The 26768-nt window shown below is 48.5% G+C and carries 19 protein-coding genes; 9 read left to right on the forward strand and 10 right to left on the reverse strand.

Going from position 1 to position 26768, the window contains the following annotated elements:
• Positions 1–325 precede the first annotated feature (325 nt).
• Positions 326–973 (reverse strand): LexA family protein, encoded by a 648-nt coding sequence (locus tag U2F10_RS32475; protein WP_163669684.1) that lies wholly within the window; start codon positions 971–973, stop codon positions 326–328.
• Positions 974–1342: 369 nt separating this feature from the next.
• On the opposite strand from U2F10_RS32475, the gene U2F10_RS32480 reads away from it, so the two are divergent.
• On the forward strand, positions 1343–2335 hold the full coding sequence (locus U2F10_RS32480; protein WP_499874392.1) for an ABC transporter ATP-binding protein: 993 nt from the start codon (positions 1343–1345) through the stop codon (positions 2333–2335).
• Between the two features lie 127 nt (positions 2336–2462).
• Here U2F10_RS32480 and U2F10_RS32485 read toward each other — a convergent pair whose 3' ends face one another.
• Positions 2463–3050: a GIY-YIG nuclease family protein gene (locus tag U2F10_RS32485; RefSeq protein ID WP_490794802.1), complete on the reverse strand. Its 588-nt coding sequence runs from the start codon at positions 3048–3050 to the stop codon at positions 2463–2465.
• A 532-nt stretch (positions 3051–3582) separates the two neighbouring features.
• Here U2F10_RS32485 and U2F10_RS32490 point away from each other — a divergent pair.
• Positions 3583–4542, forward strand: a complete 960-nt coding sequence (locus tag U2F10_RS32490) for a sugar transferase (RefSeq protein ID WP_499061989.1) — start codon at positions 3583–3585, stop codon at positions 4540–4542.
• 96 nt (positions 4543–4638) lie between these two features.
• Here the strand turns inward: U2F10_RS32490 and U2F10_RS32495 are convergent, their stop codons facing one another.
• Entirely contained in the window at positions 4639–5058 is a 420-nt protein-coding gene (locus tag U2F10_RS32495; RefSeq protein ID WP_499874393.1) for a phospholipid-binding protein, read from the reverse strand.
• A 268-nt stretch (positions 5059–5326) separates the two neighbouring features.
• Here U2F10_RS32495 and U2F10_RS32500 point away from each other — a divergent pair, with 268 nt between their 5' ends.
• The 3 genes from U2F10_RS32500 to U2F10_RS32510 all read left to right on the forward strand — a co-directional run bounded on the left by U2F10_RS32500 (position 5327) and on the right by U2F10_RS32510 (position 7533).
• On the forward strand, positions 5327–6361 hold the full coding sequence (locus U2F10_RS32500; protein ID WP_163669668.1) for a TIGR00341 family protein: 1035 nt from the start codon (positions 5327–5329) through the stop codon (positions 6359–6361).
• A 229-nt stretch (positions 6362–6590) separates the two neighbouring features.
• On the forward strand, positions 6591–6725 hold the full coding sequence (locus tag U2F10_RS32505; protein ID WP_499061986.1) for a hypothetical protein: 135 nt from the start codon (positions 6591–6593) through the stop codon (positions 6723–6725).
• A 202-nt stretch (positions 6726–6927) separates the two neighbouring features.
• On the forward strand, positions 6928–7533 hold the full coding sequence (locus U2F10_RS32510; protein ID WP_490792973.1) for a Uma2 family endonuclease: 606 nt from the start codon (positions 6928–6930) through the stop codon (positions 7531–7533).
• A 16-nt stretch (positions 7534–7549) separates the two neighbouring features.
• Here the strand turns inward: U2F10_RS32510 and U2F10_RS32515 are convergent, their stop codons facing one another.
• The 4 genes from U2F10_RS32515 to U2F10_RS32530 all read right to left on the reverse strand — a co-directional run bounded on the left by U2F10_RS32515 (position 7550) and on the right by U2F10_RS32530 (position 13598).
• Positions 7550–7723 carry a hypothetical protein gene (locus U2F10_RS32515; protein ID WP_499869038.1) on the reverse strand — a complete coding sequence of 58 codons (174 nt, stop codon included), beginning with the start codon at positions 7721–7723 and terminating at the stop codon, positions 7550–7552.
• A gap of 110 nt (positions 7724–7833) precedes the next feature.
• Positions 7834–10677: an isoleucine--tRNA ligase gene (gene ileS, locus U2F10_RS32520; RefSeq protein WP_499874532.1), complete on the reverse strand. Its 2844-nt coding sequence runs from the start codon at positions 10675–10677 to the stop codon at positions 7834–7836.
• A 394-nt stretch (positions 10678–11071) separates the two neighbouring features.
• Positions 11072–12247, reverse strand: coding sequence for a response regulator (locus U2F10_RS32525; protein ID WP_163671424.1), 1176 nt, complete (start codon positions 12245–12247; stop codon positions 11072–11074).
• Between the two features lie 436 nt (positions 12248–12683).
• Positions 12684–13598 carry a Ycf66 family protein gene (locus U2F10_RS32530; protein WP_499874395.1) on the reverse strand — a complete coding sequence of 305 codons (915 nt, stop codon included), beginning with the start codon at positions 13596–13598 and terminating at the stop codon, positions 12684–12686.
• A gap of 227 nt (positions 13599–13825) precedes the next feature.
• On the opposite strand from U2F10_RS32530, the gene dapB reads away from it, so the two are divergent.
• On the forward strand, positions 13826–14650 hold the full coding sequence (gene dapB / locus U2F10_RS32535) for a 4-hydroxy-tetrahydrodipicolinate reductase (RefSeq protein ID WP_163699368.1): 825 nt from the start codon (positions 13826–13828) through the stop codon (positions 14648–14650).
• Between the two features lie 158 nt (positions 14651–14808).
• Here dapB and U2F10_RS32540 read toward each other — a convergent pair whose 3' ends face one another.
• Positions 14809–15972, reverse strand: coding sequence for a quinone-dependent dihydroorotate dehydrogenase (locus U2F10_RS32540; protein WP_163671421.1), 1164 nt, complete (start codon positions 15970–15972; stop codon positions 14809–14811).
• A 394-nt stretch (positions 15973–16366) separates the two neighbouring features.
• Between U2F10_RS32540 and U2F10_RS32545 the strand changes: the two genes are divergently transcribed.
• Positions 16367–19162, forward strand: coding sequence for a GAF domain-containing protein (locus tag U2F10_RS32545; protein ID WP_163671420.1), 2796 nt, complete (start codon positions 16367–16369; stop codon positions 19160–19162).
• A 51-nt stretch (positions 19163–19213) separates the two neighbouring features.
• On the opposite strand, the gene U2F10_RS32550 is transcribed toward U2F10_RS32545, so the two are convergent.
• Positions 19214–20806: an NAD(P)H-quinone oxidoreductase subunit N gene (locus U2F10_RS32550; RefSeq protein ID WP_163671419.1), complete on the reverse strand. Its 1593-nt coding sequence runs from the start codon at positions 20804–20806 to the stop codon at positions 19214–19216.
• A 631-nt stretch (positions 20807–21437) separates the two neighbouring features.
• Between U2F10_RS32550 and topA the strand changes: the two genes are divergently transcribed.
• Positions 21438–24206, forward strand: a complete 2769-nt coding sequence (gene topA, locus U2F10_RS32555; RefSeq protein WP_499874396.1) for a type I DNA topoisomerase — start codon at positions 21438–21440, stop codon at positions 24204–24206.
• A gap of 89 nt (positions 24207–24295) precedes the next feature.
• A complete protein-coding gene (locus U2F10_RS32560) occupies positions 24296–25903 on the forward strand; it encodes a DUF3352 domain-containing protein (protein ID WP_499869045.1) in 1608 nt (535 codons plus the stop codon).
• On the opposite strand, the gene U2F10_RS32565 is transcribed toward U2F10_RS32560, so the two are convergent.
• Positions 25900–26577, reverse strand: coding sequence for a TPM domain-containing protein (locus U2F10_RS32565; protein WP_225920435.1), 678 nt, complete (start codon positions 26575–26577; stop codon positions 25900–25902). The two genes, U2F10_RS32560 and U2F10_RS32565, sit on opposite strands and share 4 nt — an antisense overlap.
• Positions 26578–26768: the final 191 nt, after the last annotated feature.

Below are 26768 nucleotides of genomic sequence, written 5' to 3' on the forward strand. Positions count from 1 at the left end.
TATAGAATTCCCATGCAATTTACCAAATCCAGAATTTTTGATTAAACCTGCTCACATCTTATGGAGTTCATAACAATGCAACATGTCTATTGTGGCTACCTGATAGTCAGTTAAAACCCACCTATACGGTCATTCCAGCCATGGCTTGCAGCATTACCAATGCATATTTACACCATTAAGGACCCCATGGATGAACTTATGGACAGAATAGTCACCTGTCGGTAGATAACTTCAAAAAATTACAGCATACAAAGTTCTTTCTGATACAAAATTGATCGATCAGTTCTAGAAAAGAGACAGCGTTTAGGGTGAACCTATCTGTCTTTTAACTAAGCGCTGTTGACTGCCAGTGGGTAAAAATGTGAGTCCCTTGCACCCGTAACTCACAATCATCCAGATCAAAGATCAGCGGCTCATACTTAGGATTGGCAGCCTCTAAAACAACCACTGACTCTTTTTGAAAAAAATGTTTTAGGGTAGCACCTTGGCCTTCCACATAAACTGCAACAATCTCACCAGGCCCAGGTTGGTAATCATCAGCTACAGGTCGAATGCCGACATAGGCTCCATCAGGAATACCGGCACCCACCATACTATCTCCTGAAATTTTCAGGACATAATCGTTGGGCTTACGCCCGTTGTACTCAATGTTGAGATACCCATGGTCTTCTGTAGCAGGCTCGTGGCAATAACCGGCTGCAATTTCACCGCGAATGGGTATTCCTTCTAACTCTGATAGTTCAGTGGGAGGAATGTCGTAGGCTTCGAAGTTAACGACCTTAATACCCCGTGATGTACGTTTGCGACGAGTAATATATTGGTTTCGCTCTAACCATTTCAGACTGTTTTGAATGCTGCCATGGGAGCGAGCTGTACCGGTGGTAATTTCTCTCACCGTAGGGCTGTTCTGATGTTTGCGCCAGTACGCTTCGATGAAGCTGAGTACAGTTCCGTGGGGTTTGCGGACAGCCATGGGTCAACATCGTATAGGACAAATGTATTGTAGTTCAATTGTCCTATCAGTGACTAGGGGGTTTGAAAAAAATCAAAAATAGACACTACTGCGCCTGACCGTAAGTTAGAAGAGGTGCTCAATGCTTTGAGGTATTCTATCCGATGATTTATCGGTTTTCTTCTATGCAGTTGACTGTTGTCGTGCTTAGTATTCACACCGACATCGACTTTCGATGCTGACGGAAAATATTTAGCAGCCTGCAATACGCCAGCTTAAATCAGATTGTTGCTGCATCATATAAGCTGCATCATATAAAGAGTCCACACCAGAATTCATCGGCTGGAGACTCATTGCTACTAACCTGCTACTAACTATGTTACAGAACCTATGCCTGCTATAGAAGTGAAAAACCTAACCAAGGTCTATCCAGTGGCCATTAAGCAACCTGGCCTAGCTGGAACATTACGTCACTTTTTCCAGCGTCAATATCGTCAGGTCAAGGCTGTCAATAATGTATCGTTCTCCATAGAACCAGGGGAAGTGGTTGGTTTTTTGGGACCCAATGGAGCCGGTAAAACCACAACGTTAAAAATGCTGACCGGATTAATTTATCCATCGTCTGGCCAGGTAAGCGTGGCTGGGCAGATCCCCTTTCAGCGTCAGCGTTCTTTTTTGGAGCACATCACTCTGGTCATGGGACAAAAGCAGCAACTAATTTGGGATTTACCGACCCTAGATTCACTGCGGATTAATGGGGCGATCTATGGGCTATCCCACCAAGAGCTACGCGATCGCATCCATGAACTGTCTGAGATGCTTGACCTGACCGATAAACTTACACAGCCTGTCCGTAAGTTATCTTTGGGAGAACGGATGAAGGCCGAAATGTTAGCAGCTCTATTACATCATCCTCGGGTGTTGTTTTTAGATGAGCCCACATTGGGACTGGATGTCAATGCCCAAATGGCGGTGCGAAATTTTTTGCAGGCTTATAACCGGCGCTACCAGGCAACCATTGTTCTAACGAGTCATTATATGGCTGATATTACGGCGCTTTGCGATCGCGTTTTACTCATCTATCAAGGACAACTCATTTATGATGGGTCTTTGAACAGTCTGATTGAGCAGTTTGCCCCCTATCGTGAAGTGACTGCTGAGCTTGCCCAAGAAATTCCCGCTGCCTCTTTAGAACCCTATGGTGAAATTCAGTCTATCGATGGTTGCAAAGTTGTTCTTTTAGTGCGTAGAGAAGACCTGACCAAAACCGTATCCCAAGTGTTAGCCCAATTGCCAGTCCATGATTTAACCGTTACCGATCCCCCCATAGAAGATGTCATCGGGCGAGTATTTGATATTGGGCTTGAGATTGTTCGCAACTAAAAACATGACCGTCAAAACTCTCCCCCTTACCTGAAGATTAGCCACCCTCACCGATAAAGGGAGTTCCCCCCTTACCTGAAGATTAGCCACCTTCACCGATAAAGGGAGTTCCCCCCTTACCTGAAGATTAGCCACCTTCACCAATAAAAGGAGTTCCCCAAAATTTCCAATTTTCCTTATTAAATGGCGAGCGCCACTTATATATGAGAGCTGATTCAATCGCCTGGCGAGGGCGGCGTTCAGCAGGAGCATGACGCCAAAACGCTATACCTAACTGGCTGTCAAGACCATGATGATAATGCGCATGGCGATAGTTCATTAAATAGCGTTTACAGTCATGTTCCCCTTTCCAACGCTGATTTGATTTGACGGTTTCGCCCACATACAACAGCAACTCACTTTTGTAATCAATGACAAAATAGAGGGCTGCCACCCCCACATCACTAAACTGCCAGCGCCAAAATTCCGTATTTTGCTGAGGTAAAGTAAACGGATCGATATCCTCGCCAGGATCACGAGCTGCTTCAAACAAACAAGCTTGCTCCATTATGGGTGTCGCTTGTACGGACGTCTGAAATGTAGCAACTTTACATTTCCAAGCAACGAGCTCGCTATGGCTCAAGGTAGTTTGAGACTGTAAGTTTTGGAATCGAGACTGACTAACGGCCCGCTGAACCTCGTCATTCAGTAGGGAGGGTTGGTTACGATTGCCCATGGAATTACTCCAAGCTTGACGCTATATATGGCGTAATTATGCCTCTAAAAGGCAATCATACCTCTGTATCTAGCATCAAGAATACCTGCTTTACAAGAACATTGCAGAGATGGCAGTAGATTTAATCTGGAAAGTTAACGATTCACCATGTATTGATAGGTATCGACATCGGCCTATTAACGTTCTGAGTAATGACACGTCCTCCACTGTGATGCAAAAGTAACTCCCATTGTGAAGAAAACTACCGAATCTAAGGGCAAGTTTATATTGATTTTGTAGACACTACCTTTTATCAAGTCGGGTTTTGTTGTTACTACTTAAAATTGGATAGAGCAGAGGGTGGCTACCGAGTAAATGCCGAATTGCGTGAGTAATCACTCGATGTTTATTCGTTAGGCTAAACAAGGCGAACAGTATATAGATAACCCGTCTGATGGAACTTTTGGGCAATCTAGGGTTGCCGATTGTTCTACTAGTCTGTTGTAAATATTGCTATTAGATTATGGTCGATAGTGTTAAGACATCCTCTCCTATGTCAGCGTTGGTCCAATCGGAGTTTCAAACTATTCAGCTGCCCATCAGTATGGCAGTAGCTGAAGCAACAGCATTTAAGCAGCAGTGTCAGACGCTTTTTGCCGAGCAGCCTGATTTATCTGAGTTGGTACTGGATTTTTCGGCAACCCGATTTATTGACAGTAGTGGCATTGGCGCTTTGGTGATTTGCCATCGCCTATGTGCGGCTAAAGGTGCCAGGTTGCGATTGGTCAATGTACCCGCCCAGGTCATGATGGTGCTGTCATTAACTGAACTAGATAAGGTATTTGACATTACCCTTGCTGCTGAGGAAGATTCCAATCCTGAAGATCAGGTTTTACCTGAAACTCATCCTTCAGTAAATTCCAAAGCAAAACGCACGCTAGACATCGTAGGAGCCTTTGTAGGATTATTCTTGACTGCTCTGGTTTGTGTACCAGTTGCAATCATTATTAAGCTGGATGATGGAGGTCCTATTTTCTTTGCTCAGACCCGCTGCTCTTGGCTAGGTAAGCGGTTTAAGATTTGGAAATTCCGCTCGATGGTAACGGATGCCGAATCTCGTAAGAGCGAGGTCTCTAACCAGGTGGAAGGCCCACTATTTAAGAATGAAAACGATCCCCGAATCACTAAGATTGGGCGTTTCCTTCGCAAAACCAGCTTAGATGAGTTTCCTCAATTTTGGAATGTGCTCAAGGGGGATATGAGCCTTGTGGGTACAAGACCCCCCACACCTGATGAGATTGAGCAATATGAAGTTGGCCAGTGGCAACGTCTAAATGTCAAGCCAGGAATGACTGGAGAATGGCAGGTTAACGGTCGCTCTAGCATCACTAAGTTTGAGGATGTGATTAAGTTAGACCTGCGCTATCAGGAAAACTGGAGCTTCTTCTATGACATTAAGCTAATTGTCAAAACGGTTCTGGTTTTGTTTAGCAAAAAATCTGGAGCTCACTAAAGCTTTTAAGATTAACACCTAGATAAAAATGAAAAGAAGGGGGTGAACCCAGGTTCACCCCCTTCTCTGTTGAATTGAAACTTTTAAAGGCTCAAATTAGCCAATGTCTACCTGGCTAGTGTCAACGGCAGTGGCACCATCAACGTCTTTAGCAACAGCAATCATTTTGTCGAGGATAGCCTGGCTGGGAACTTTGCCCTTGAGCACTACTTTGCTGCTGAGCTGCGCTACCCATAGAGTTTCGACATCATCCAGCTGAGAATCTTCATCAAAGGCCAGGGTGACCCGCTTAGCTAGACCACTTTCATCAAATTCACCTGTGAGGCCAATTTTGCACAGTGGAATTTCGTTCTCTGCTGCGGGTGAAGATGAAGGTGCGTTATTGGCAGCAGCGGCAGTGGGAGCAGCAGCAGTCTTTTTAGGGGTGGAAGCTTTTTTGGTACCAGGGCGACGACCAGCGGTAATACTAGCGCCTGCAGGCTTGTCCTGCTTAAAGATACGTTTTAGAAAACCCATGAAAATTTCCTACGTGAATACCACAAGTGAGTAGAACAAATGCCTCACATTGATCAGGGTACCGGTCGACTTCTGATCCCATCGACATTTTCAGAAACAAATAACCTTAATGACGTCTAATCGCGTATTTTTCTGCGCCGGATGGCAGATTTTCTAGGGTATGCAATTTCTATAGTACGTAATCGTCACGATGAACATTGAAGGAACTTGCTAAGGAACTTGCTATAGTCTGAACACGGTTGCATAGATGTTTTCGCCGAAGCGAACCATGGTACGAGACGGGCTGAAAACGGTAACGAATCGCTATTTTGGTGGGCGGCGAGTATCCCCCATGGCGCTAAAGCACATGCGCGATAGCCTCATGGATGATTCAGAGCTAAATCGTGACTATGTGGTCATGACAATTGGTGCCTGTATCATTGCGACGCTGGGTCTCCTTTCAAATAGTGCGGCGGTAATCATAGGGGCAATGCTGGTGGCACCGCTGATGTTACCGATTCGGGGCATGGCCTTTGGTTTTTTGGAAGGTGATATTGAGCTGATTACAGAAGGTGCCAAGGCGCTGGGAGTGGGTACGATACTTGCGATCGCACTATCCACGGCTCTAGGCTTCATGCTAGGTCTCTCGGAATATGGTTCGGAAGTGTGGGCGCGATCAGAACCAACGCTACTGGATCTGGGCATTGCAATTACGGCAGGTGGAATTAGCGGATTTGCCAAGGTGCAGCCGAAGATATCGAGTACGTTGGCGGGAACTGCGATCGCAGTGGCCTTAATGCCGCCAGTCTGTGTGATTGGGTTAGGGTTAGCCCAGGGAAAAATGGCCCTGAGTCAGGGTGCGACCTTACTGTATGTGACCAATCTGATCGGTATTACCCTGGCCTGTATGTTGGCCTTTTGGCTAACAGGGTATGCACCGTTTCAAAAAGCGCGTAAGTCGTTGCGATATGTGTTAATCATCACAGGGGCATTAGTGATTCCACTGGCCCTGAGTTTGGTGGAGTTAGTGCGCCAGAACCGAGCCGAAGATAGTGTTCGCGATGCATTGGTGAATGGCACAGTCACGTTTCAACGGTTAGAGCTGATCGACCTTGATATTGATTGGTTGCCTAGCCCACCGGAGGTGCGGTTGACGGTGTATAGCGTAGAGCCGGTAACGCCTACCCAGGTGGGATTACTTGAGCAATATGTAGCTGATCGCATGAACCGACCGTTTCGATTAATTTTTGAGGTCAGCGAGGTGCAGGAAGTCACCAAAGAAGAAGTGCAGCCTGCCAGCGGTGAGCCAGATGGCGAAGAGTAATATCGTAAGACATCTTTAGCCGAAAGTGAAGCGAAATCCACTGCAGAGTTTCGTTTAGGTATTCCCTTTGTGATGGATCTGGTGGCGGCGATGTGTGCAAAGGGGAAGCCCATCACTAAAATTGGGGCTCCGGTGCCGAGAAAAGATGGAGAAACTAGCGAGCGAGATCGGGTGATTAAAGAGACTTGTGAACGGTTTCTAAAACATTGTTTGGATACCCCGAAGACCCTTGCCAGATAAGCAGCTTACCTTTGTCCTGGCAATGTTGCGGCGGTCGCAGATGGATTTGTTGGGGGCGATGGTGAATGTGCAAACGGGTCTGGAAGGACGGTTAAAAGCACTACAGGGGAGATATACCTTTTGACCTCGATCCGTCCTATGCCACGGCGCACAACAATCTGGCCAATACGTACAGAAATGATTACCCTCCTCCGCAATGCTATCGCCCAGCCATCCACCCAATAATCTAAAAAATTGAGAAACTACTGAAAACCAAGAACCAACAACCCCAACCTATTGGCAAGCTAAAATCTAAACATAATTGCTTGGCATGAGGGCTCATAACCATGACCACCACCCTACTCATCCAAACCGAAACCCATCCCTTAACCGTATCACTACCTACGGTTGCCCCCATGAGCCGCGAAGAATTCTACGCCTTTTGCCAAGCCAACCGCGACTTACGCATCGAACGCACCGCCACAGGGGATGTCGTGATTATGCCTCCCGCCTTTTCAGATACGGGAAATCGTAACTTTAACCTAGCCGTTCGATTAGGCATATGGGCAGAGCAGGATGGCACCGGCCTCGGTTTTGACTCCAGTTCAGGCTTCACCCTACCTAACGGAGCCACCCGCTCACCCGATGCCGCCTGGATCAACGCCGACCGTTGGAACACCTTAACCGACGAAGAAAAAGCTTCCTTCGCCCCGATTGCACCAGACTTTGTCATCGAGCTACGGTCAGCCAGCGATACCTTGAGTGGTCTACAAAGTAAGATGCAGGAATACATCGATAATGGTGTGTCCCTGGGCTGGTTGATTGACCGCAAGCACCGTACCGTTCATATTTATCAACCTGGTCAAACTCCTCAAATACTTGAAAACCCTGATGCGGTCAGTGGCGATCCAGAATTACCTGGATTTACGTTACCGATGGCTAAGGTCTGGTAAGGAGATATTGATGTTCCTATTCCTCACAGGCCAAATAGATCAGAATACCTAGCAAACGTTCTAGTGGTTCCAGGCAGTAGGCTTCTAAATCAATGGTCAAATCAGTCCCCTGAAGCTTGAGAAATTTCCAGAGTTCACCGTTAGTAACACAGCCATAGATTGTTTTTTCCGACTGTGGTAAGAAACGCATGGCTTCATGAACATTGAGGCCAGACTCTTACTGTACTTTCTGTAAGCTAAATTTGCTATACGGCATCTGTAGTCAAGCTAACCGGACTATACCTTGATCATCGCTCAGGGTTAGAACTTGCCATCCAATGCCTCTACGCAACGTTCGCAGATGGTCTCATGCTCCGCCGACTCGCCCACATGGGTGGAATAATTCCAACAGCGATCGCACTTTTTCCCATCCGCATCCACAATGCCAATGCCAAAGGCATCCGACTCACTGCGATACTTAATGTCCTTCAGCCTATCAACACTGTCTAAGACCTCTACCTGGGACACCAAGAACAAATATCGAGCCTCATCCACATGGCTAGAATTGGGTGCGATCGCATCAATGGGATTCATCGCCGTTAACTGTTCTCTCAGTTGATCATCAGCAATGTAGATCAGCGCTTTCGCCTGCAACGACGAACCAATATCTTTTGCAGAACGCGCCTGTTCCAGCACCTTGTTCACCTCGTCCCGTAGTTCCCTCAGCTGGTTCCAGGTATCCGCCAGTTCAGGCTTTTTCCACTGCGGATCAATCTTTAACCACCCCGCCTCAAATACAGACTTTGTACTGGTCTCATAGGGCATAAACTGCCAGATATCCTCTGCCATGTGGCACAGCACAGGGGCAATGGACTTGGCTAAATTCTCCAGGGCAACTGCCAGTACCGTTTGACAGCTACGTCTTCGGAGAGATGCCGCATCACTGATGTAGAGACGATCCTTAGCAATATCCAGATAGAAGTTGGAGAGATCCACCACACAGAAATTCTGCACCGTCTGGAAGAACTTAAAGAACTGATAGGTGTCAAAGGCAGTCTCCACCTCAGCAAAGATCTCGGTCATCCGATGTAGCATGTACTGATCTAAACTGGGCAGCTGGTCATAGGGAACAGCATCTTTGGCTGGGTCAAAATCATGCAAGTTGCCCAACAAGAATCGGGATGTGTTACGAATCTTACGGTACACATCCGCCAGCTGCTTAAGGATGTTTTTACCGATGGGGACATCGGAGGAATAGTCCACTGAGGAGACCCATAGCCGTAGTACGTCAGCACCGTAAGGCGGATCCTGTTTCTTGTTCTTGCCACCCTCAATGATTTCATAGGGGTCCACCACGTTACCGATGGACTTACTCATCTTGCGGCCCTTTTCATCCAGGGCAAAGCCATGGGTAAGTACAGTTTTGTAGGGGGCACAGCCATGGGTAGCCACACTGGTGAGCAAGCTCGACTGGAACCAACCCCTATGCTGATCAGAGCCTTCCAGGTATAGGTCTACCGGATATTTCAAGGCATCTCGCTGATCGGCGACTGCTGCCCAGGAAGAGCCTGAGTCAAACCATACGTCCATGGTGTCGAAGCCTTTGCGATAGGTATGGCCGTTGTTGTGATAGCTCTTGGGCAGTAGTTCCTCAACGGGCATACTCCACCAAGCATCAGAACCATGCTCAGCAAAAATACCTCTGACATGGGCAATGGTTTCTTGATTCATCAATACTTCACCAGTCTCTTCATCGTAGAAGGCTGGGATGGGCACACCCCAGTTGCGCTGACGAGAGATGCACCAGTCAGAACGGTCGCCCACCATCGGTGTAATCCGGTTTTCGCCCTGGGCCGGAATCCACTGCACATCCGAGATGGCTTTCAGGGCTTCATCGCGGAACCCTTCCACAGAGGCAAACCACTGCTCAGTAGCCCGGAAAATGGTGGGTTTTTTAGTTCGCCAATCGTAGGGATACTTGTGGACGTAGGGTTCATGTTTCAGAAGCGTATTGGCTTCGGTCAGTGCCTTGATCAGTGCTTCGTTAGCCGTTTTTAGAACGTTCAAACCTTCAAAGCTCCCGGCTTCAGCGGTGAAATTACCACGCTCATCCACTGGACAGAGGATGGGGAGACCGTACTTTTGACCGACGCCAAAGTCTTCCATCCCGTGACCGGGTGCAGTGTGCACCAGACCAGTACCGGATTCGGTGGTGATGTAGTCGCCGCCAATCACAATGGGGCTTTCACGATTGAAGCTGTCTTCTTTGCTGTGGAGCGGATGGTAATAGGTAGACCCTGCCAGGTCCGCACCGTTGATGTCGATCTTGGGGGTCAGGTCTGTTTCAAATACATTGGCCAGGGTTTCCACCAGGTCCTTACCGACGATGAGGTATTTGTAAGGGGCACCGGAGGCGACTTCTACCACGGTGTAAACCAGGTCTGAGTTGACCGCTACGGCCACGTTGGCGGGAATTGTCCAGGGTGTCGTGGTCCAGATGGCGACACCCAGATTATCGAGATACGGGGAAAATGCTTTTTCTGCGGTATCTGAGGCGCTCACCATGGGGAAGCCGACGTAGATACTGGGGGAGGTATGGCCTTCGGGATATTCCAGCTCAGCTTCTGCCAAGGCGGTTTGTGACGACGGACTCCAGTGAACAGACTTCAGCCCTCGGTAGATGTAGCCTTTGAGGACCATCTGACCAAATACGTCTAGCTGAGCGGCTTCATACTCAGGCTGCAGAGTCATGTAGGGCTTTTCCCAGTTGCCCCATACGCCAAAGCGACGAAATCCCTTGGCTTGTTTCTCGACGGTGTCCAGGGCAAATTCCTTAGCTTTTTGGCGTAGCTCCAGCGGTGTCAGATTGGCTCGCTCTTTGCGGTCGATGGTTTGCAGTACTTTTAGCTCAATGGGTAGACCGTGGCAGTCCCAGCCGGGGACATAGCGAACTTTGCGATCGCGCAGCAGCTGATACTTATTGATGATGTCCTTCAGCACCTTATTTAAGGCATGGCCCATGTGGAGACTGCCATTGGCATAGGGCGGTCCATCATGCAGTACAAAGACATCCCCAGAATTTTCCTGGGAAAGCGTTTCATAAATCTTGCTGTCATCCCAAAATGCCTGCAGCTCTGGCTCACGCTTAACAGCGTTGGCCCGCATACTAAAGTCGGTCTTGGGCAGTAGGACGGTGTCCTTATAGCTCTTAGCGTCGGCGCTTTTGGGGTCAGTCACGATGTAAGGAAAAAACTAAGGGGATTTACTACGCTCCAGTCATTCTGCCTTAGAACTTCCTATAGCTTCAATAGTTTTAGTTTTTTTACGTTGAGCAGCCACTGGAAATCCTAGATACAAAGCCTGCTGGGGCCTGACCTATGAATACATATTGTCCAAGTTCAGAACCGTAGTGTTTCTTGACAAGAAGCTACAAGTTCTAACTTGGACGTAGTTTAGTGGTTACCACCACATGTGACACGGTGTCTTAGCTGGTTGATGTCAATCTGTCTAGTACAGCGGAGCTACCCTGCCTTTAAAGATAGTCTCTCAACAGCACTGCTCAAATCATGTTGAGTTCAATCAATGACTTAAGCACATTTTTGGGCTTAATTGGTTTACTCACAAATTCCGAGGCCCCAACCATCTTGGCCCGCATGCGTTCAGCCAGACTATTTTCACTCCCTACCATCACAATGGGAGTATCCTTAAAGCCTGATATCCGACGAATTTGAGCACACAGTTCGTAACCATTTACCACGGGCATCGTCAGCTGCAAAAAAATTACTTTTGGCTTGAGCTTAACTAGCTGTTTCAATACCTCAAGCGGATCGGAAATGTTGCTATAGCGAAAGCCCGCCGCTTCAACAATGGTTGCCATTGTTTGACTGTTGGCCAGACTGTCATCCACATAAACAATTCTGGCGTCCTTAGGGATAATTGCCTGCGCTATTTTAAAGACAACATCCTCTTGATGCGCGATTACCGAACGAGGAATCTTATCTTCCACAGACTTAAGCCGCAGTGACTGATTGTGAATGTGAGGCAAAATCGACATCACAAATGGCTGTAGCGGCTGGTTAGCCTTCAATGCTATATCTCGCAATGTTTGCTGACGATTGGCCAACGCACTCAATAATTTGAAGAGTCGCGGTGATGCTAGATCTTCTAGAGAGGCTAAGTCTTGTATCACTAGAGCATCGTTAGGACCTATGGCGGTGAGACCGGCTTCTTCCCACTGGTGCCACCTGTGCTTTGCCTGGGCCCATATACCGATGGTTTGCAAATTTATATAGGAGAAATCGCAGGCTTTTTGAGATTTGATGCGATATTTTAATCCTTTCCCAGTTTGTTGAAAGCTTAAAGTTCCCTGCTGCTGAAGATCAAACAACGCTTCTGAGATACACCCGGACACGATATGTGAAAATACCTGCCGATTGAATTTCTTACAGATAACTAGCCTAGCTAACCGACTATAGGTCCAATCAGCGGGATAGGCACTCAGGCCATTTTTGAGCAACTCAGGACGATGTTGCAGTAGCTGGCGACACCAGCGACGCTTTGCATGGGTACGCGTATTTGCCCAGACTAACTGCCCCGCCAAAAAATATAAGCGCCATTGATGGATCATGTCACTTTCAATCGCTAGGATGCCAGTCAAATGCTTTTGTTTAACGAACTGGATCTTCTTATCCAGTTCGGAAACAATTACATTTGGGATAGCGACTTCAGCTCTCATGACTTTTACTGTCTATACTCGGGCTTGTTTAATCGTTCTTGTAAACAATTTGACTATAATCCACAAGAACACAGTGAATGTTCGTATTTAAGCTCCTTTAAATAATAATTACGCTAATGTGCGTATTTTCCTCTGGTGGTTCATAAAGTTTTACGACTATTGTGTTGGGTATAAGCTTTGTAAAGCCAGACTGTTTGAGTCGTGGGGAACATTTTTAGATGGTTTGTGTCCGTGAGAGATTGGTATATTTTTTAGCTCTAGAAATGGTTCGATTTACGGGCATGCAGGGCTTAAGAAACGTCTATGCAAATCTCATATGAAGTTTAATATTAAAGAGACTTTATAACGTCTTCGCAAATATCTGGTACATCTCTACAGCTTGTTTAGGTGCAGGTTGTTGTTTAATGGAAATTGAAGAGATTTTAGTTGGAGAAAACTAGTCCCAAAAGTCATCATCAGGCCAGTTGCTGTCTTCAGTATCTGTGCCCCTAGGTTCTAGACTGGCTGAAGCTGCTGTGCCTGAAGAAGGGGAAGGTGAGGTGTCGAGAGTTTCTTCTTGAGGGTTTGGCTGGTCACCATCAGGAACACTAGCTGAAGTCTCTAATGTATCGGTCTCTAATGTATCAAATATATTGGTTATGTTAGCTATGTCGGTTGTTGCTGACAAGGTGTCTGCTTTAGGTATGGACGGTGGCCTGGGTGGCAGCTCAATCATGGGTTTGGGTTCTTTCTTTTTCGGCGTGACAACTTCTTTAAGCCAGCCTACGAAGATACCGACAGCAGCAATGGGATTTGGTATTTCTCGCTTTTTGGTTGTTTGAGAAATAGGTGGGTTCTCCGCCTTTGGAAGGGTTTCTTCCAGAGAGTCTTCTTTCTCGATGTGGGACTTTGGAATTGCAGCAGGGACAACTATTTTGGGCGCAAATTCATCTGCCGTCGGCTTGATTAAGATGGGACTGTTGGGATCGGCATCCTGATCGACTGCATCCTCCACGCCATCTTCTACAAACTCATAGTCTTTGGCAATGGGACGACTGGCGCTGCCATTAAGGCGACTGCGTTCAGATTTGCCTAATCGGATGGGGGTTTGCTGTGCGGTCGGTGTGGTTTCGCGACGGAGCAGTAGAGTTTGGTATCCCAGCCATATCAGTAGACCAACTGAAGCTGTTTGCCCTAGCAGTACTGCGCCGCTCATTTGCCTGGCGCAATACCACAGCACCACGGCATAAAACATGCCGACACCGCTCCAGAAAAAGTCTGATCGACGATGTACCTCTGGCAGAATAAAAGCTGCCAAATAAAACCCTAGACTACCTAATCCAACAATCACCGCCAATAGATTTGCCAGCATCCGCTTCGACTCCAGCGTGATGAACAGCCTTAATTATTAACGATTACGACCCCACAGGAGGGAGTTTTGAAGGTAGAGTTTTGAATTTTAAGTTTGGAATTAGGTCTTTGAAACCTCAGTAGCCTCGGAAATCAATTGAACCTGAACCTCAAAGCTAAGAACTCAAAACTCAAAATTACATACTGCGGTTGTAAGATATCTGACTGTACTTCCGTCTCAGAACCATCATGAGCAATCAGTCGAAAATTCCTGTCGTAGTTAATGGTGCCATGGGCCGGATGGGGTGTGAGATTGTCAAGGCTATTGCCGGTGCCGATGATATGCAATTGGTGGGTGCCGTGGATCGTAAGCTTGAGGCCGTTGGTCAGGATATTGGTGAGATCGCAGGCTGTGGTCCTCTGGAAATACCAGTGACGACGGATTTGGAAGCCACCCTGGTGATGGCCCAAAGTGCAGGCAATGCGGTGATGGTAGATGTGACTCACCCAGCCAAAATTTATGAGCAGGTGCGAGCAGCTATTGCCTATGGTGTGAGGCCTGTAGTCGGTACCACTGGTCTAACATCTGAACAAATTATTGAGCTGGCGGAGTTTGCAGAAAAGGCCAGCGTCGGCTGTTTGATTATTCCTAACTTTGCCATTGGGGTAATTTTGATGCAGCAGGCGGCTCTGAAAGCGGCTGAGTATTTTGACCATGTGGAAATCATTGAGCTGCATCATAATCGCAAGGCCGATGCCCCAAGCGGTACGGCGATTAAAACGGCTCAAATGCTTCAGGAAGTAAAACCGTCCTTTAACCCACCTCAAGTGGACGAAACTGAAACCCTTCAGGGTTCACGGGGTGGCACTACGGAGGAAGGCATTAACATCCACAGTGTTCGTCTGCCTGGATTAGTAGCTCACCAGGAGGTGATGTTTGGTGCCCCTGGCCAGGTGTATACCCTGCGTCACGATGCGATGGATCGGGTATGTTTTATGCCCGGTGTGTTGTTGAGTATTCGTAAGGTATTACCCTTGAAATCCCTTTTGTACGGGTTGGATAAAATCCTGTAGGTTGGGTTGAACTTGTGAAACCCAACATCGCCGATGCATTCATGCGAAACCCAACATCGCCGATGCATTCATGTGAAACCCAACATCGCCGATGCATTCATGCGCATAAATATGTATTTGAGATATCGGTAATGTTGGGTTTCGTGCCTCTACCCAACCTACGTGCTGGGGTGTCCTGTATGTAGCCCAATGGCTTCTTGTATGGAATTTAGGCCATGGTCGTCGAGCTTGGTCAATAGGCCCTGTAGGATATTTTTCACCATCCACGGACCTTCGTAGATCCAGCCAGTGTATACCTGCAATAAAGATGCGCCTGCGGTGATTTTTTCCCAGGCATCGTCAGCGGTGAAAATACCCCCTACGCCGACGATGGGAAGTTGTCCGTTGGTCTTTTGATAAATGTATCGAATGACATCAGTTGCCCGCTGACGGACGGGAACACCACTAATACCGCCAGCTTCATCAACAACCAGATTGCCAGTTTGGCCTAAACGCTTGGTCACCAGTTTGTCCTTGGCAATGGTGGTATTGGTGGCAATAATTCCTGCCAACTGGTGCTGCTGGGCCAGGTCTAAAATATCGTCGATGTCTTCCCAGGCTAGATCTGGAGCGATCTTGATTAGCAGAGGTTTTTGCTGAGTATTGGCGGTTTGTAGGGTGGCAAGAATGGGTTCGAGTTGGGATTTAGCTTGGAGCGATCGCAACCCAGGTGTATTGGGTGACGACACATTGACCACAAAATAATTGCCGTGCTCCTGCAATCTTTGAAAGCTTTGCAAATAGTCACCTGCCGCCTCTTCTAGGGGGGTCACCTTTGACTTGCCTAAATTAATGCCCCTGGGAAAGTCAGGTGTTAGGGGTAAGGCCTTAAGCCGTTCCGCGAGTACTGTCGAGCCCTGATTATTAAACCCCATGCGATTTAAAGCTGCCTGGTCCTGCGGCAGACGAAACAGACGAGGTTTAGGATTACCCGACTGGGCATGGCACGTAACCGTCCCTAACTCTGCAAAGCCAAACCCCATCAAAGGCCAACAAGCAGCTGCCAACCCATCTTTATCAAAACCAGCTGCTAACCCCAGGGGGTTGGCAAAAGATTGCTGCCATAGCTGCTGACTCAAGCGCAGCGAAGTAACCTGGCAACTATTTTCACACCAGGCCTGGGCAAAGCGTCGTAAAGGTTGAGTCCAGTAGGGGGCGGTGGTGGGTGGTTCAGCTATCCAAGCCAATGTCTTGATGGTCTGGTGATGTACCACTTCTGGATCGGCTTTCAAGTGCTGAAATAACGACGGAAGCAAGCTAGATTTATAGATGTCTTGCAGCACGAACAATATTTCTAAATGGCCCTGTGGATTATATCGTTGAATTTGAAAACTAGTTGCGTTGATTGATTTGGTTTAGGGTTAGCAGCTAGTTGAGTCGGTTGCTGATATAACTAGGTAGTTGTGATGAACGATAGTCATGATGTATGACTTTTTAACCATCGGCAATAAGTAGCGTTAGACCCCGTTACGATAGAGCCAACTAATGTCAACGATAGATTGATGCCACCCATATCCTGTTGCAATATAGCTATTCCGCTTGAGCCGCGATGGTGACTCATTTTCCTAAGCAATTTGATTAAATAGCATGTTTTAGAGAGCCAGGCTAGCTTAAATTAAGCTATATCCTCCATCGTTACTATTCAGGCAGTAGCCTGTTTCCCAAATCTGAGTTTTTATGGTTAGCCCCATACCCCCAGCGACATGTGAACAGCATTTGGCCACTTTGGGTCAGGTTCTCAAGAATGTATGGGATCAGGATACCGTTGATACCCAATTGACCGAGCTTGCTGACTATATGCAGCAGCTTTATCCCAATGAACTCACCTGGATTGGCCTCTATGATGCCGGTGACCAGAGTTTGACAACTCAAATGGCCGTTCTGGGTAGCGGTAAGAATTTTTTATGGCAAAAGATAAACCTTCAGACTGATGATGCCGTGCAGCAGGTGATAGAGCGAGGTGCTCCGGCGGCTGTTTATGATTTACAAGAATCCCATCGGGCTGGTGAGTGGAAAGCCATTGCTAAGCGCCTCGGCATTCATGACGCCATTATTTTTCCGATTCAGCGGCAGAATGAGTGTCTAGGCATTTTATTGTTGGGTGCCAGTCGGCGGGGAGCGTCTCTAAAATCTGGTGTGCAGAAAAAGACGTTTTCTATTTTGGTCACCACCATTGCGACCATCTTGCACAGATATCAGAAAGACTATTATCAGCAGCTAGAAAAACGTCCCTCCCAGCCATTCTTTCAGCTGTTGGCTAAATTGGAGACGATTCAAGAGTTAGAGCCTAGACTACAGGCGATTGTGGATGCTACTCACCGATTTGTGGGGGCTAGTCGTACCCGTGGGTATTGGTTTGAGCCGCAACAACGCTTTTTCTGGCATCGGGTAGCTAATGGTGGCCACAATCGCCATGCCTATGCGACTCAAGAACCTGGAGTATCCCAGCTATCTGCCAGTGGCTATCAAGAGGTCTATCAGGCCCTATCTTGTGGTGATGTGATTGTTATTGGCGAAGACACCTTTTCTCATCCTGAGGCCGTCATTGAACCTCTGAAGCAGGCCTTTGGCAAGTCCTCTTTATTAGTGGCACCCATTTTAATGCAGGGAGACTTGCTGGGTTTTTTGGTGGTGGAGTCCACCCAACCCCGTCAGTGGAGTGTGCCAGAAAAACGCTATTTAACCGCAGCAGCTCAAGTGGTCAGCTTGGGGATGCCCACATCGGTCTTGCAGGAACGGGTGGCCGATCTAGAAGCTAACCATCAGCTGTCGGTAGGTATTGCCCAAAGTATCCATGGCGATCGCGATTGGCAGTCGGTCATGTCCCAATGCGCTGAGCAACTGATTGCCACCCTTGAAATTGATGGCTTACTGGTGCTTATACCCGATCTAGAATGTGGTGGTTTTGAGGTGGGTTATCAGCACCATGGCACCCAAAGCAAGCCCACTCAGGGAATGTGGCGCTCACTTCACGACGTTGATTGGCAGCTCCTAGCCCGAAAGTCTGCACCAGTCTGTATCGAAAATTTAGATAACGATCTGAAGCTGCGAGCGTGGCATCCTCAGTTCTTACAGATGGGGATGAAGTCGGCGATGGCCTGTAATCTTTCGCCCGGTCAGGCTCCAGAAGGGGTGCTGGTGGTGACCGATAGCCATGGCCGACGCTGGAATCAAACAGAGCAGGATCTGCTGCAGTCAGTTGGACGACAAATTGGGTTAGTTTTGCATCAGTGGTCCTTGCAGCGACAGGCTCAGCAGCAATCCCAGATGAATGAAACCATGCAGTGGGGCTTGCGTAACCTACAGCGTACATTTGATGTGGAGCAACTTCAGCAGGCGGCCACCCATCACGTTAGCCAGCTTTTACGCTTGCCGCTGGTGGCCTTGATCGTTTGGGAAAATGGCCAAAAGGAAGCCCGGTTAGCTTCCACTGTGATCCGGGAGCAGCAGTTTGCAGCTAAGGATAATCCACCGATCTTGGTGGAGAGCGATGCTGTGATTAACTGGGCCATTCAAACCGATGGTGTGATTCAGCTTGAATTTGAAGATCTGCCTGATGTCACTCGCCAATGGTTGCGGTGTCCGGCCCATGCTCAGCTGTTGGTAGTGGCTCTCAGGACATCACCAGAGCATACGCTCAATGGGACGATGGTGCTGGCTGATCATGGTGATCGTCGCTTTTCTGACCAACAAATGAGTATGCTAGCGGTTTTGGTACATCAGTTGGCCTGGTGTCGGCGTCATTTATTGCTAACCAATCGTTTGCGCGAACAGAAAAGTCAGCTCACAGAGCTGAATTGGTATAAGCACCACCACATGGATGACATTCGGCGGCAGGTTCGAGAGTCGCGCCGTCAGCTGGCTAATTTGAAACAATTACCTGAGATCAGCGAACAACCTTATTTCCATGCGGTTGAAAGTCGATTGGCAGGCATGGAAAAGGAATTATTACGATTGACAGGCCGAGAACGGTGGGCAATGGCGTCCGATCCTCGCAAGGTGCCCTTGATTGGTTTACTCAACCGTCTAATGAAGCGGGTGCAAACTCAGGTGCAAAAGAAACAGCTTTGGACGCAGGTGCACTGCGATAGCAACCTGGCCCTTCAGGGTGAAATGCAGAAGATTGAGTTTATTTTGTATGAACTTATTTCAGCAGCTTGTCGACGTTCGCCAGCTAGAGGTCGGGTAGATGTTTGGAGCCGTCCCCTTGAACAGCATTGGATTGAGCTGTCAATTACGGATGATGGCGATGTAGATGAAGCTATCATCAAAGCGCTGAGCGAAGGAAATCATCAGCGGGATCATTTAGCAGAATCACCGTTGGATAGACCGCCGGGTTTAAATCTGGCGATTTGTCAGTCCCTGATGATCCGTTTGGGCGGTGAGTTCATCCTAGAAAAACTGGAAGACAATCGGATTCGCAGCTCCGTTATGTTCCCAATGCATAGGCTTCATACCATTGGTCAGGACTAGAGGGATTTGAACGCAAAACCTCTAACCCTGACCCGCAATGATGCTTAAGTTTTAAAGAGAATTCTCAAGCATGGTTGGAAAAGTAGCCGTCACAGGGCTAGCAACTGTGTTGGCAATCTCGCCAACGTTCTCCACCTGAGACGCTTGTAGCAAAGGGGTCTTGGTGACAGCGTCGTTAGCCAGGGTAAATAGAGGGTTAGATAGTACCCCCGCTAGGGAAGTGGCCACCACGGCTACCACCAAACTCAGCTGTAACGGACGCATGCCTGGCAAATCCCAGCGAACCGGTGGATAGTTCTTGATAGATTCGGACATTTCCTGGGGCTCCTTAACTACCATCATTTTCACTACGCGGATGTAGTAATAGATGGAGATCACACTGGTAATTAAACCAATGAGTACCAGACTGTAAGCACCGGCCTGCCAGCCAGCCCAAAAGATATAAAGCTTACCAAAGAACCCTGCTAGCGGTGGAATACCGCCAAGGGAGAGCAGACACAGTGACAGGCATAAGGTAAGCAGGGGGTCCTTTTGATAAAGCCCGGCATATTCACTAATTTGGTCTGTACCCGTACGGAGGGAAAAGAGAATGACGCAGGTAAATCCACCCAAGTTCATGAACAGATAGACCATCAGGTAGAAAATCATGCTGGCATAGCCTGCATCGGAACCGATGACCAAGCCAATCATCATAAAGCCTGCCTGGCCAATGGATGAGTAGGCTAGCATCCGCTTCATACTGGTCTGGGCTAAAGCCACCACATTGCCCAGCACCATACTCAGGATCGCCAGAGCAGTAAACACAAAGCGCCACTCGTCTTCCACTAGGGGGAATGTGCTGACTAAAAGGCGAATTGCTAGGGCAAAGCCAGCAGCCTTAGAGCCAACGGATAGGAACGCTACCACAGGTGTAGGTGAGCCTTCATAAACGTCAGGGGTCCACTGATGAAAGGGCACAGCGGCTACCTTGAAGGCAATACCGGCAATGACAAATACCAGTGCAACGACTAGACCAATGGAGCTATTGCCAGTGCTGGACGCTAAGTTGGCTGCGATCGCACTCAACCGGGTCTCACCACCCGACAGACCATACAGCAGGGAAATGCCGTACAAAAAGATGGCTGAGCTCGCTGCCCCAATCAACAAATACTTCAGGGCGGCTTCGTTTGAGCGCGGATCCCGCTTCATGTAGCCCGTCAACAGGTATGACGAAATACTTAGGGTTTCAAGGGACACAAAAATAGTGACAAGCTCATCGGCACCCGCCAGAAACATGCCCCCCAGGGTTGCGGTCAGCAAAATCCCTAAAAACTCAGCTAAGGCTGTGCCTGACTTTTCCACATAGCGGATAGCCATAGGGACGGTCACAGCCGCTGACAGAACGATAATGCCTCGAAATACGATACTGAGAGCATCGCTGTTAAACTCTCCAAAAAAGGCGAGGGGATTGCCTGTGTCCCACTGTAGAGCTAATGCCCCAACGGCAGCCAAACAACCGCCGATAGAGACATAGGGGACCCAGCGCGATGACGCTCGGCCTACAATCAAATCACCTACCAAAATCACTACAATCGTCGCAATGATGATCAGTTCAGGCAGGATTTTACCTGTGTTTAATTGGGCAGCGAGGCTGACAACGTCCATTGGTGCTGTGGTTCGGTATTTCCATTTGGGATCTTACCCTAGTATTCTCGCTCATCTTGTAGTTTCCCAAAGGGAATTTTCTGAATCAGATTAAATTCTATGGATGTAAACCATAGAGGAACTTCGTTCAGATGACCTGCCTGGGGTCCCAATTTTTCTAAAGAAAACACTTTTTTCAATTTCTCTAGATTTCTTTTATGAATGGGGCCACAACCAGCCAAATTAATGCCTCGACGATAGCTATAGGCCAAATTTGGCCCTATGGGGTTAGTTTTACCCCCCTGGCAATGGTCATGAAATAAAAGCCTTTTCTTAATTCAGAGGTGGACGAAATTCGCCATTTCGATCTATCGATATATAAAGGCAACTGTACGAAAAGCTCTGCGAACATGCAGGTACGGCTTTTGTCACTAACCCTCGGCGCTTCCCTCTGATAAATTCTGAGCTAGATGCCATGGTTATGTATAGTTAGCCAATAAAAAACCGTCGTCATTGCCCACTTATCGGGCATTCTCTCTAGTGTTCAAGCGTTTCGCTAGACGCGGTTTGAGATTTGTTAGTGCCTTGGATATCAGGGTGTTGACAAATTTTCAATTAAACGTAGTTCGACCATTACTTTCAGTTCAGCTGTATGTCCACACTTGTCATTGTTGAGTCACCTACAAAGGCAAAAACAATTCGCAACTATTTGCCCAAAGGCTACCGTGTAGAAGCCTCCATGGGGCATGTGCGCGATCTGCCTAAATCGGCAAGTGAGATTCCCGCCAGCGTGAAGGGCGAGAAATGGGCACAGCTGGGTGTGAATGTAGAGGCGGATTTTGAACCTCTTTACTTGGTACCCAAGGATAAAAAGAAGGTTGTTAAGGCCCTGAAGGATGCCCTAAAGGAAGCCGATGAGCTAGTCCTGGCTACGGATGAAGACCGCGAAGGGGAAAGCATTAGCTGGCACCTATTACAGCTACTAAAACCTAAGGTGCCCACCAAGCGCATGGTGTTTCATGAGATCACCGAAGACGCGATTCAGGCTGCCCTCGAAAGCTGTCGTGATATTGATGATCAGCTAGTAAGGGCCCAGGAAACTCGACGAATCTTGGATCGTTTAGTGGGCTATACCCTATCTCCACTACTGTGGAAAAAAATTGCCTGGGGTCTGTCCGCTGGTCGAGTGCAGTCGGTGGCAGTCAAGCTACTGGTGGAACGGGAGCGCGATTGCAGAGCCTTTAAGCAAGGTTCCTATTGGGACCTCAAGGCCACACTCCAGAAGGCTGACAATCCATTTGAGGCCAAGCTCGTTAGCCTGGGTGGTACTCGTGTTGCTACGGGTAGTGATTTTGACGAAAACACCGGACAAATTGCCGCTGGACGCAATGTGGTGCTTTTGGATGAAACCCAAGCCCAGGCATTAAAACAGCGCTTGGAAGCCAGCATTTGGACCGTATCTAATCTGGAAGAGCGACCCTCTAGTCCCAAACCAGCTCCGCCATTTACCACCTCCACACTGCAGCAAGAATCCAACCGCAAACTGCGTCTGTCTGCCCGTGACACCATGCGTACGGCCCAATCTCTGTACGAAAAAGGGTTTATTACCTACATGCGTACTGACTCGGTAAATTTGTCACAGCAGGCAATTACAGCGGCTCGAACCTGTGTGGAGCAAAAGTACGGTAAAGAGTACCTCAGCCCTCAGCCCCGGCAATATGCCACCAAGAGCAAGGGAGCCCAGGAAGCCCACGAAGCAATCCGCCCCGCTGGTAGTACTTTCCGTACTCCCCAGGAAACCGGGCTAAAGGATCGTGAACTTAGCCTTTACGACTTAATTTGGAAGCGCACAGTGGCTTGCCAAATGGCCAATGCTCGCCAAACCCATATCACCGTCAGCGTAGAAGTGGATGATGCGGTGTTTAAGGCCACTGGCAAACGAATTGACTTTCCAGGCTTTTTCCGGGCCTATGTGGAGGGTTCGGATGATCCCAATGCCGCCCTTGAGGATCGTGAAGTGACCCTGCCGCCCCTGAAGGTGGGAGATACCCCAAGCTGCACCGAGCTAGAGCCCATTGGCCATGAGACTAAGCCACCAGCTCGTTATACCGAGGCCACATTGGTTAAGACCCTAGAGAAAGAGGGTATTGGGCGTCCCAGTACCTATGCATCAGTCATCGGTACCATTATCGACCGAGGCTATGTGCATCCGCTGAATAATAGCTTGATGCCTACGTTTACAGCGTTTGCGGTGACCGAGCTACTGGATCAACATTTTCCAGATCTGGTGGACGTTAAATTTACGGCCCGCATGGAACGCACCCTGGATGAAATTTCTATGGGTGAAGCAGATTGGCTACCGTACCTCAAGGACTTTTATTCTGGAGATACGGGTCTAGCGGGGCAGGTACAGACCAGAGAAAGCCAGATTGATCCCGCTGAGGCCCGCACCGTTGACTTAGCTGATCTCAGCGCCAAGGTTCGCATTGGCAAGTATGGCCCCTACATTGAGGCCATCAGTGAAGAAGAGGGCGATGAAACCGTACGGGCTTCTATTCCTTTGGATGTGAGTCCAGCGGATCTCAACGACGAGCAGGTACAGGTCCTCCTCAAGCAAAAAACAGAAGGTCCGGAAAAGCTAGGTTTGCACCCTGAAACGGGTGAACCCATTTATGCTCTGATTGGCCCCTACGGTCCCTATGTGCGGCTGGGAGATAAGACAGAAGAGAATCCAAAGCCTAAACAGGTGTCACTGCCCAAGGGGGTAACGCGTGAGTCTGTGGATCTAGAAACGGCTGTAGGACTACTATCTCTGCCGCGTTTGTTGGGGATGCACCCAGAGACTGGTGCCAAGGTCAAAGCCAGCTTGGGTCGCTTTGGTCCCTATGTGGTTCACGATCAAGGTAAGGAAGGAAAGGACTATCGCTCTTTGAAAGGAGACGATAACGTTCTGACCGTGACCCTGGAGCGAGCCCTGGAACTTTTGGCACAGCCTAAGCGAGGGCGAGGGCGTAAAGCTGCTAAACCGTTGCGGGAATTGGGTAAGCACCCTGAGTCGGAAGAACCCATCAACATTTACGATGGCCCCTACGGTCCCTATATCAAGTACGAAAAGGTCAATGCTTCATTGCCGGAAGGTAAGAAGGTTGAGGACGTTACCTTGGAAGAAGCCTTAGAGATTATTGCGGCGAAGGCAGCTACTAAGAAAAAAACAACCCGTCGTAAAACGACGACCAAAAAGTCCACCACTAAAAAGACGACGGCTAAGAAGACTACAACTAAGAAGGCGACAACTAAAAAATCCACCACCAAAAAGGCCAGTACGGCCAGCGGGACTACGGCTGCGGCTAAGAAGTCCACGACGGCTAAGAGTAAGTCGACAACCCGTAAAAAGAAGAGCACCGATAGCGACGCCGAATAAACGCCCCTAGATTTTTTGGGCCAACCCACCCGTGCCGTTTTTGTAAACCAATGGTAGATTAGCAAGCGTTGTTTGTTTCTTGCTGGTCCATGGTTCTCAAGCAACGGCCTCCTTTGTTGGTCACAGTTAGTACGGCGGTTTTACTGATACTGGGTGGGGCAGCGGCCTATCTGCGGCTTGGTCAGCGGCTCTCTACGGGTGTCAAGCTACCAACGGGGATGGAAGTTGTGCCCGGTAATGCCCTGGCAACCCTAACGCTGTCAACGGATGCAACCCAGTGGACTCGTTTACGACAGCTGGGGACACCTGAGTCACAAAAAGCATTGGATCGATTTTTAACCACCTGGCGCGATCGCATCCTCAGTACCAACGGCTATCGCTTTAGAACCGACATTCAACCCTGGATTGGTGAGCAGGTAACCCTTGTCTTTTTGCCCAAGGCCGGTGATAGCGAAGCAGCTGCGGAGATGGTGCTGATTGTGCCCATTGCTGATCCAGATAAAGCCCAGGAACTGATGGCAGAGCCACGGGACGGCACTACTTGGGTTGGCCGTGACTATAACGGTGTTGGCATCCAGTCCATTAAAACTACGGCAGGTGAGACCTTTGAGAGTACCGTTTTAGGTAACCAATGGCTGGTGTTAGCGTCAGGTGCTAACGGTATTGAATCTGTGATCGATAGCTTTGATGGTGGGACTTCGATGCTCAATAGCGATGCCTATCGCCAAGCCGTTAAGCATGTACAGATGCCCTCTGCCTTAGTCCAGCTGTATCTCAATATCCCTGAGGCAGGCAAGACATTTTTGGGCAGTGATAGCTTACCCAGTATTAATGGCCTAGTCGCCGCTGTAGAGCCATTGCCCAACGGTTTGGATATTGAAGCCTCAACCTGGCTAGGACCGGAAGATCAGCCAATTTATGTCGATATGATCAACACCCAGTCCATGACGCCCCAACGGTTACCGGACTCAACCGTGCTGATGTTGTCCACCAGCAGCATTGGTCCATTTTGGCAGGCCCTTAGCGAAGCTGAGCAGCTAAATGCCCTGTTACCGATCTCGTCGGGCTCCCTCACCAAGGGTCTCAAGAACCAAACGGGACTGGATTTTGAAAATGATATATTGCCCTGGCTGTCAGGTGAAGTTGCCTTTGGCCTGTTACCGCCAAGCACGGCAGCGGAATCACCCATGCCCATGGGACAGCTAGCCTTAGTGGCAGAGGTCGCCGATCGTCAGGCAGCTGAGGCCACCTGGGAGCAACTGGATGAAGTCATGACCAGTCGATTTCGCTTTGATGTGAAACCTTTGGATGCGGAGCAACCCGTTAATCAGTTGGTGTCTTATTACGGTGGCATTGCCATGGGACATGGTTGGTTGGATAACGATGTCACCTTTTTTGGCGTTGGCCCAGAGGTGTTGGATGCGATCGCACCTCAACCGTCTAAATCTATCCAAACCAATCGAGCCTTCCAGACCCTTCTAGACATTTCCCCTGATGAAAACAGTGGTTATTTCTTTATCGATGTTGATCGCCTGAAGGATTTGCAAGGCACCCTGCCTTTTCCAAAACTACCTGAAGGCCCAATGGTCTCAGCCATCAAAAGCATCGGAATTGTCACCAGTGCTCAAGATGAGCGCACACTCAGCTATGACATGTTCATAGAATTGCCCAAGGGTAGACGGGTAAAACCGCTCTAAGCTTCCCCACTGGCTGATGAGTTGGCAAACGCAGGGCTCAAGAATGCAACCAGGGCACCAATCATAAAACCAGCAATGTTACGAACCAGGGGTAGCCAGTCCTGGGTGCGAGAAACCACTGGGCCAATGCCAAACGCAATGAACAGCATGCCCCACAGGGGTGAGAAAATCAGCATCCACTGCCAGGAAAAGACCTGGCCCTCTTTGCGGGGATGGGCAGCAAAGCCACAGATAACCCCCCCAAGGATGGATGTAATGAGGGTTAAAATCCATTGCTCTCTAGGTAGGCCAGGCACAACTGAACAGCCACCGCGAGCGAGGCAAGTTTCTAAGGATGCAATGGATTGCATGATGGATTGATCTTCACCGTTGTCACGTACAAAAAACTGATTACCAAAGCGAGTTTGTAGCTCAATCCAGAAGACTCTGGGCAACAGTGAATAGACCGTATCACCAACGCTAAAGTTAAGGATATTGCCTCCCCGTGGGTCGGCAATCAGCATAATGCTCTTATCGTCTAAGTTCCAAAAATCTTTGACAGCACGTCCTGGAGTTTGATCAAACTGGGTTAAAACCCTAAGTTTCCAACCCGTCTCAGCCTCAAACTCCGGTAAATGTTCATTCAAATACTCTTCCTGAGAATTGGTCAGAATTCTTGCTAGGTCGATGACCATAGTCGGCTCATCTGGCAGCAGTTCTGGATTGTTGTAAGCATACGCAGCTGGTGCCGTGATCCCTGTGACGAATGCAATACAACAAACCAACAGCCCCCCTAATAAGGAAGCCTGCAACCAATCCTTAAAGCGTACGGTCATGATGTTTACACTTATTTACCTATCTTTAATGTAGAGAAGAAGCCCGGTTT

The sequence above is a fragment of the Leptothoe sp. EHU-05/26/07-4 genome, from assembly GCF_043421015.1.
In the GTDB taxonomy this organism is placed as follows: Bacteria; Cyanobacteriota; Cyanobacteriia; order Phormidesmidales; family Phormidesmidaceae; genus Leptothoe; species Leptothoe turfae.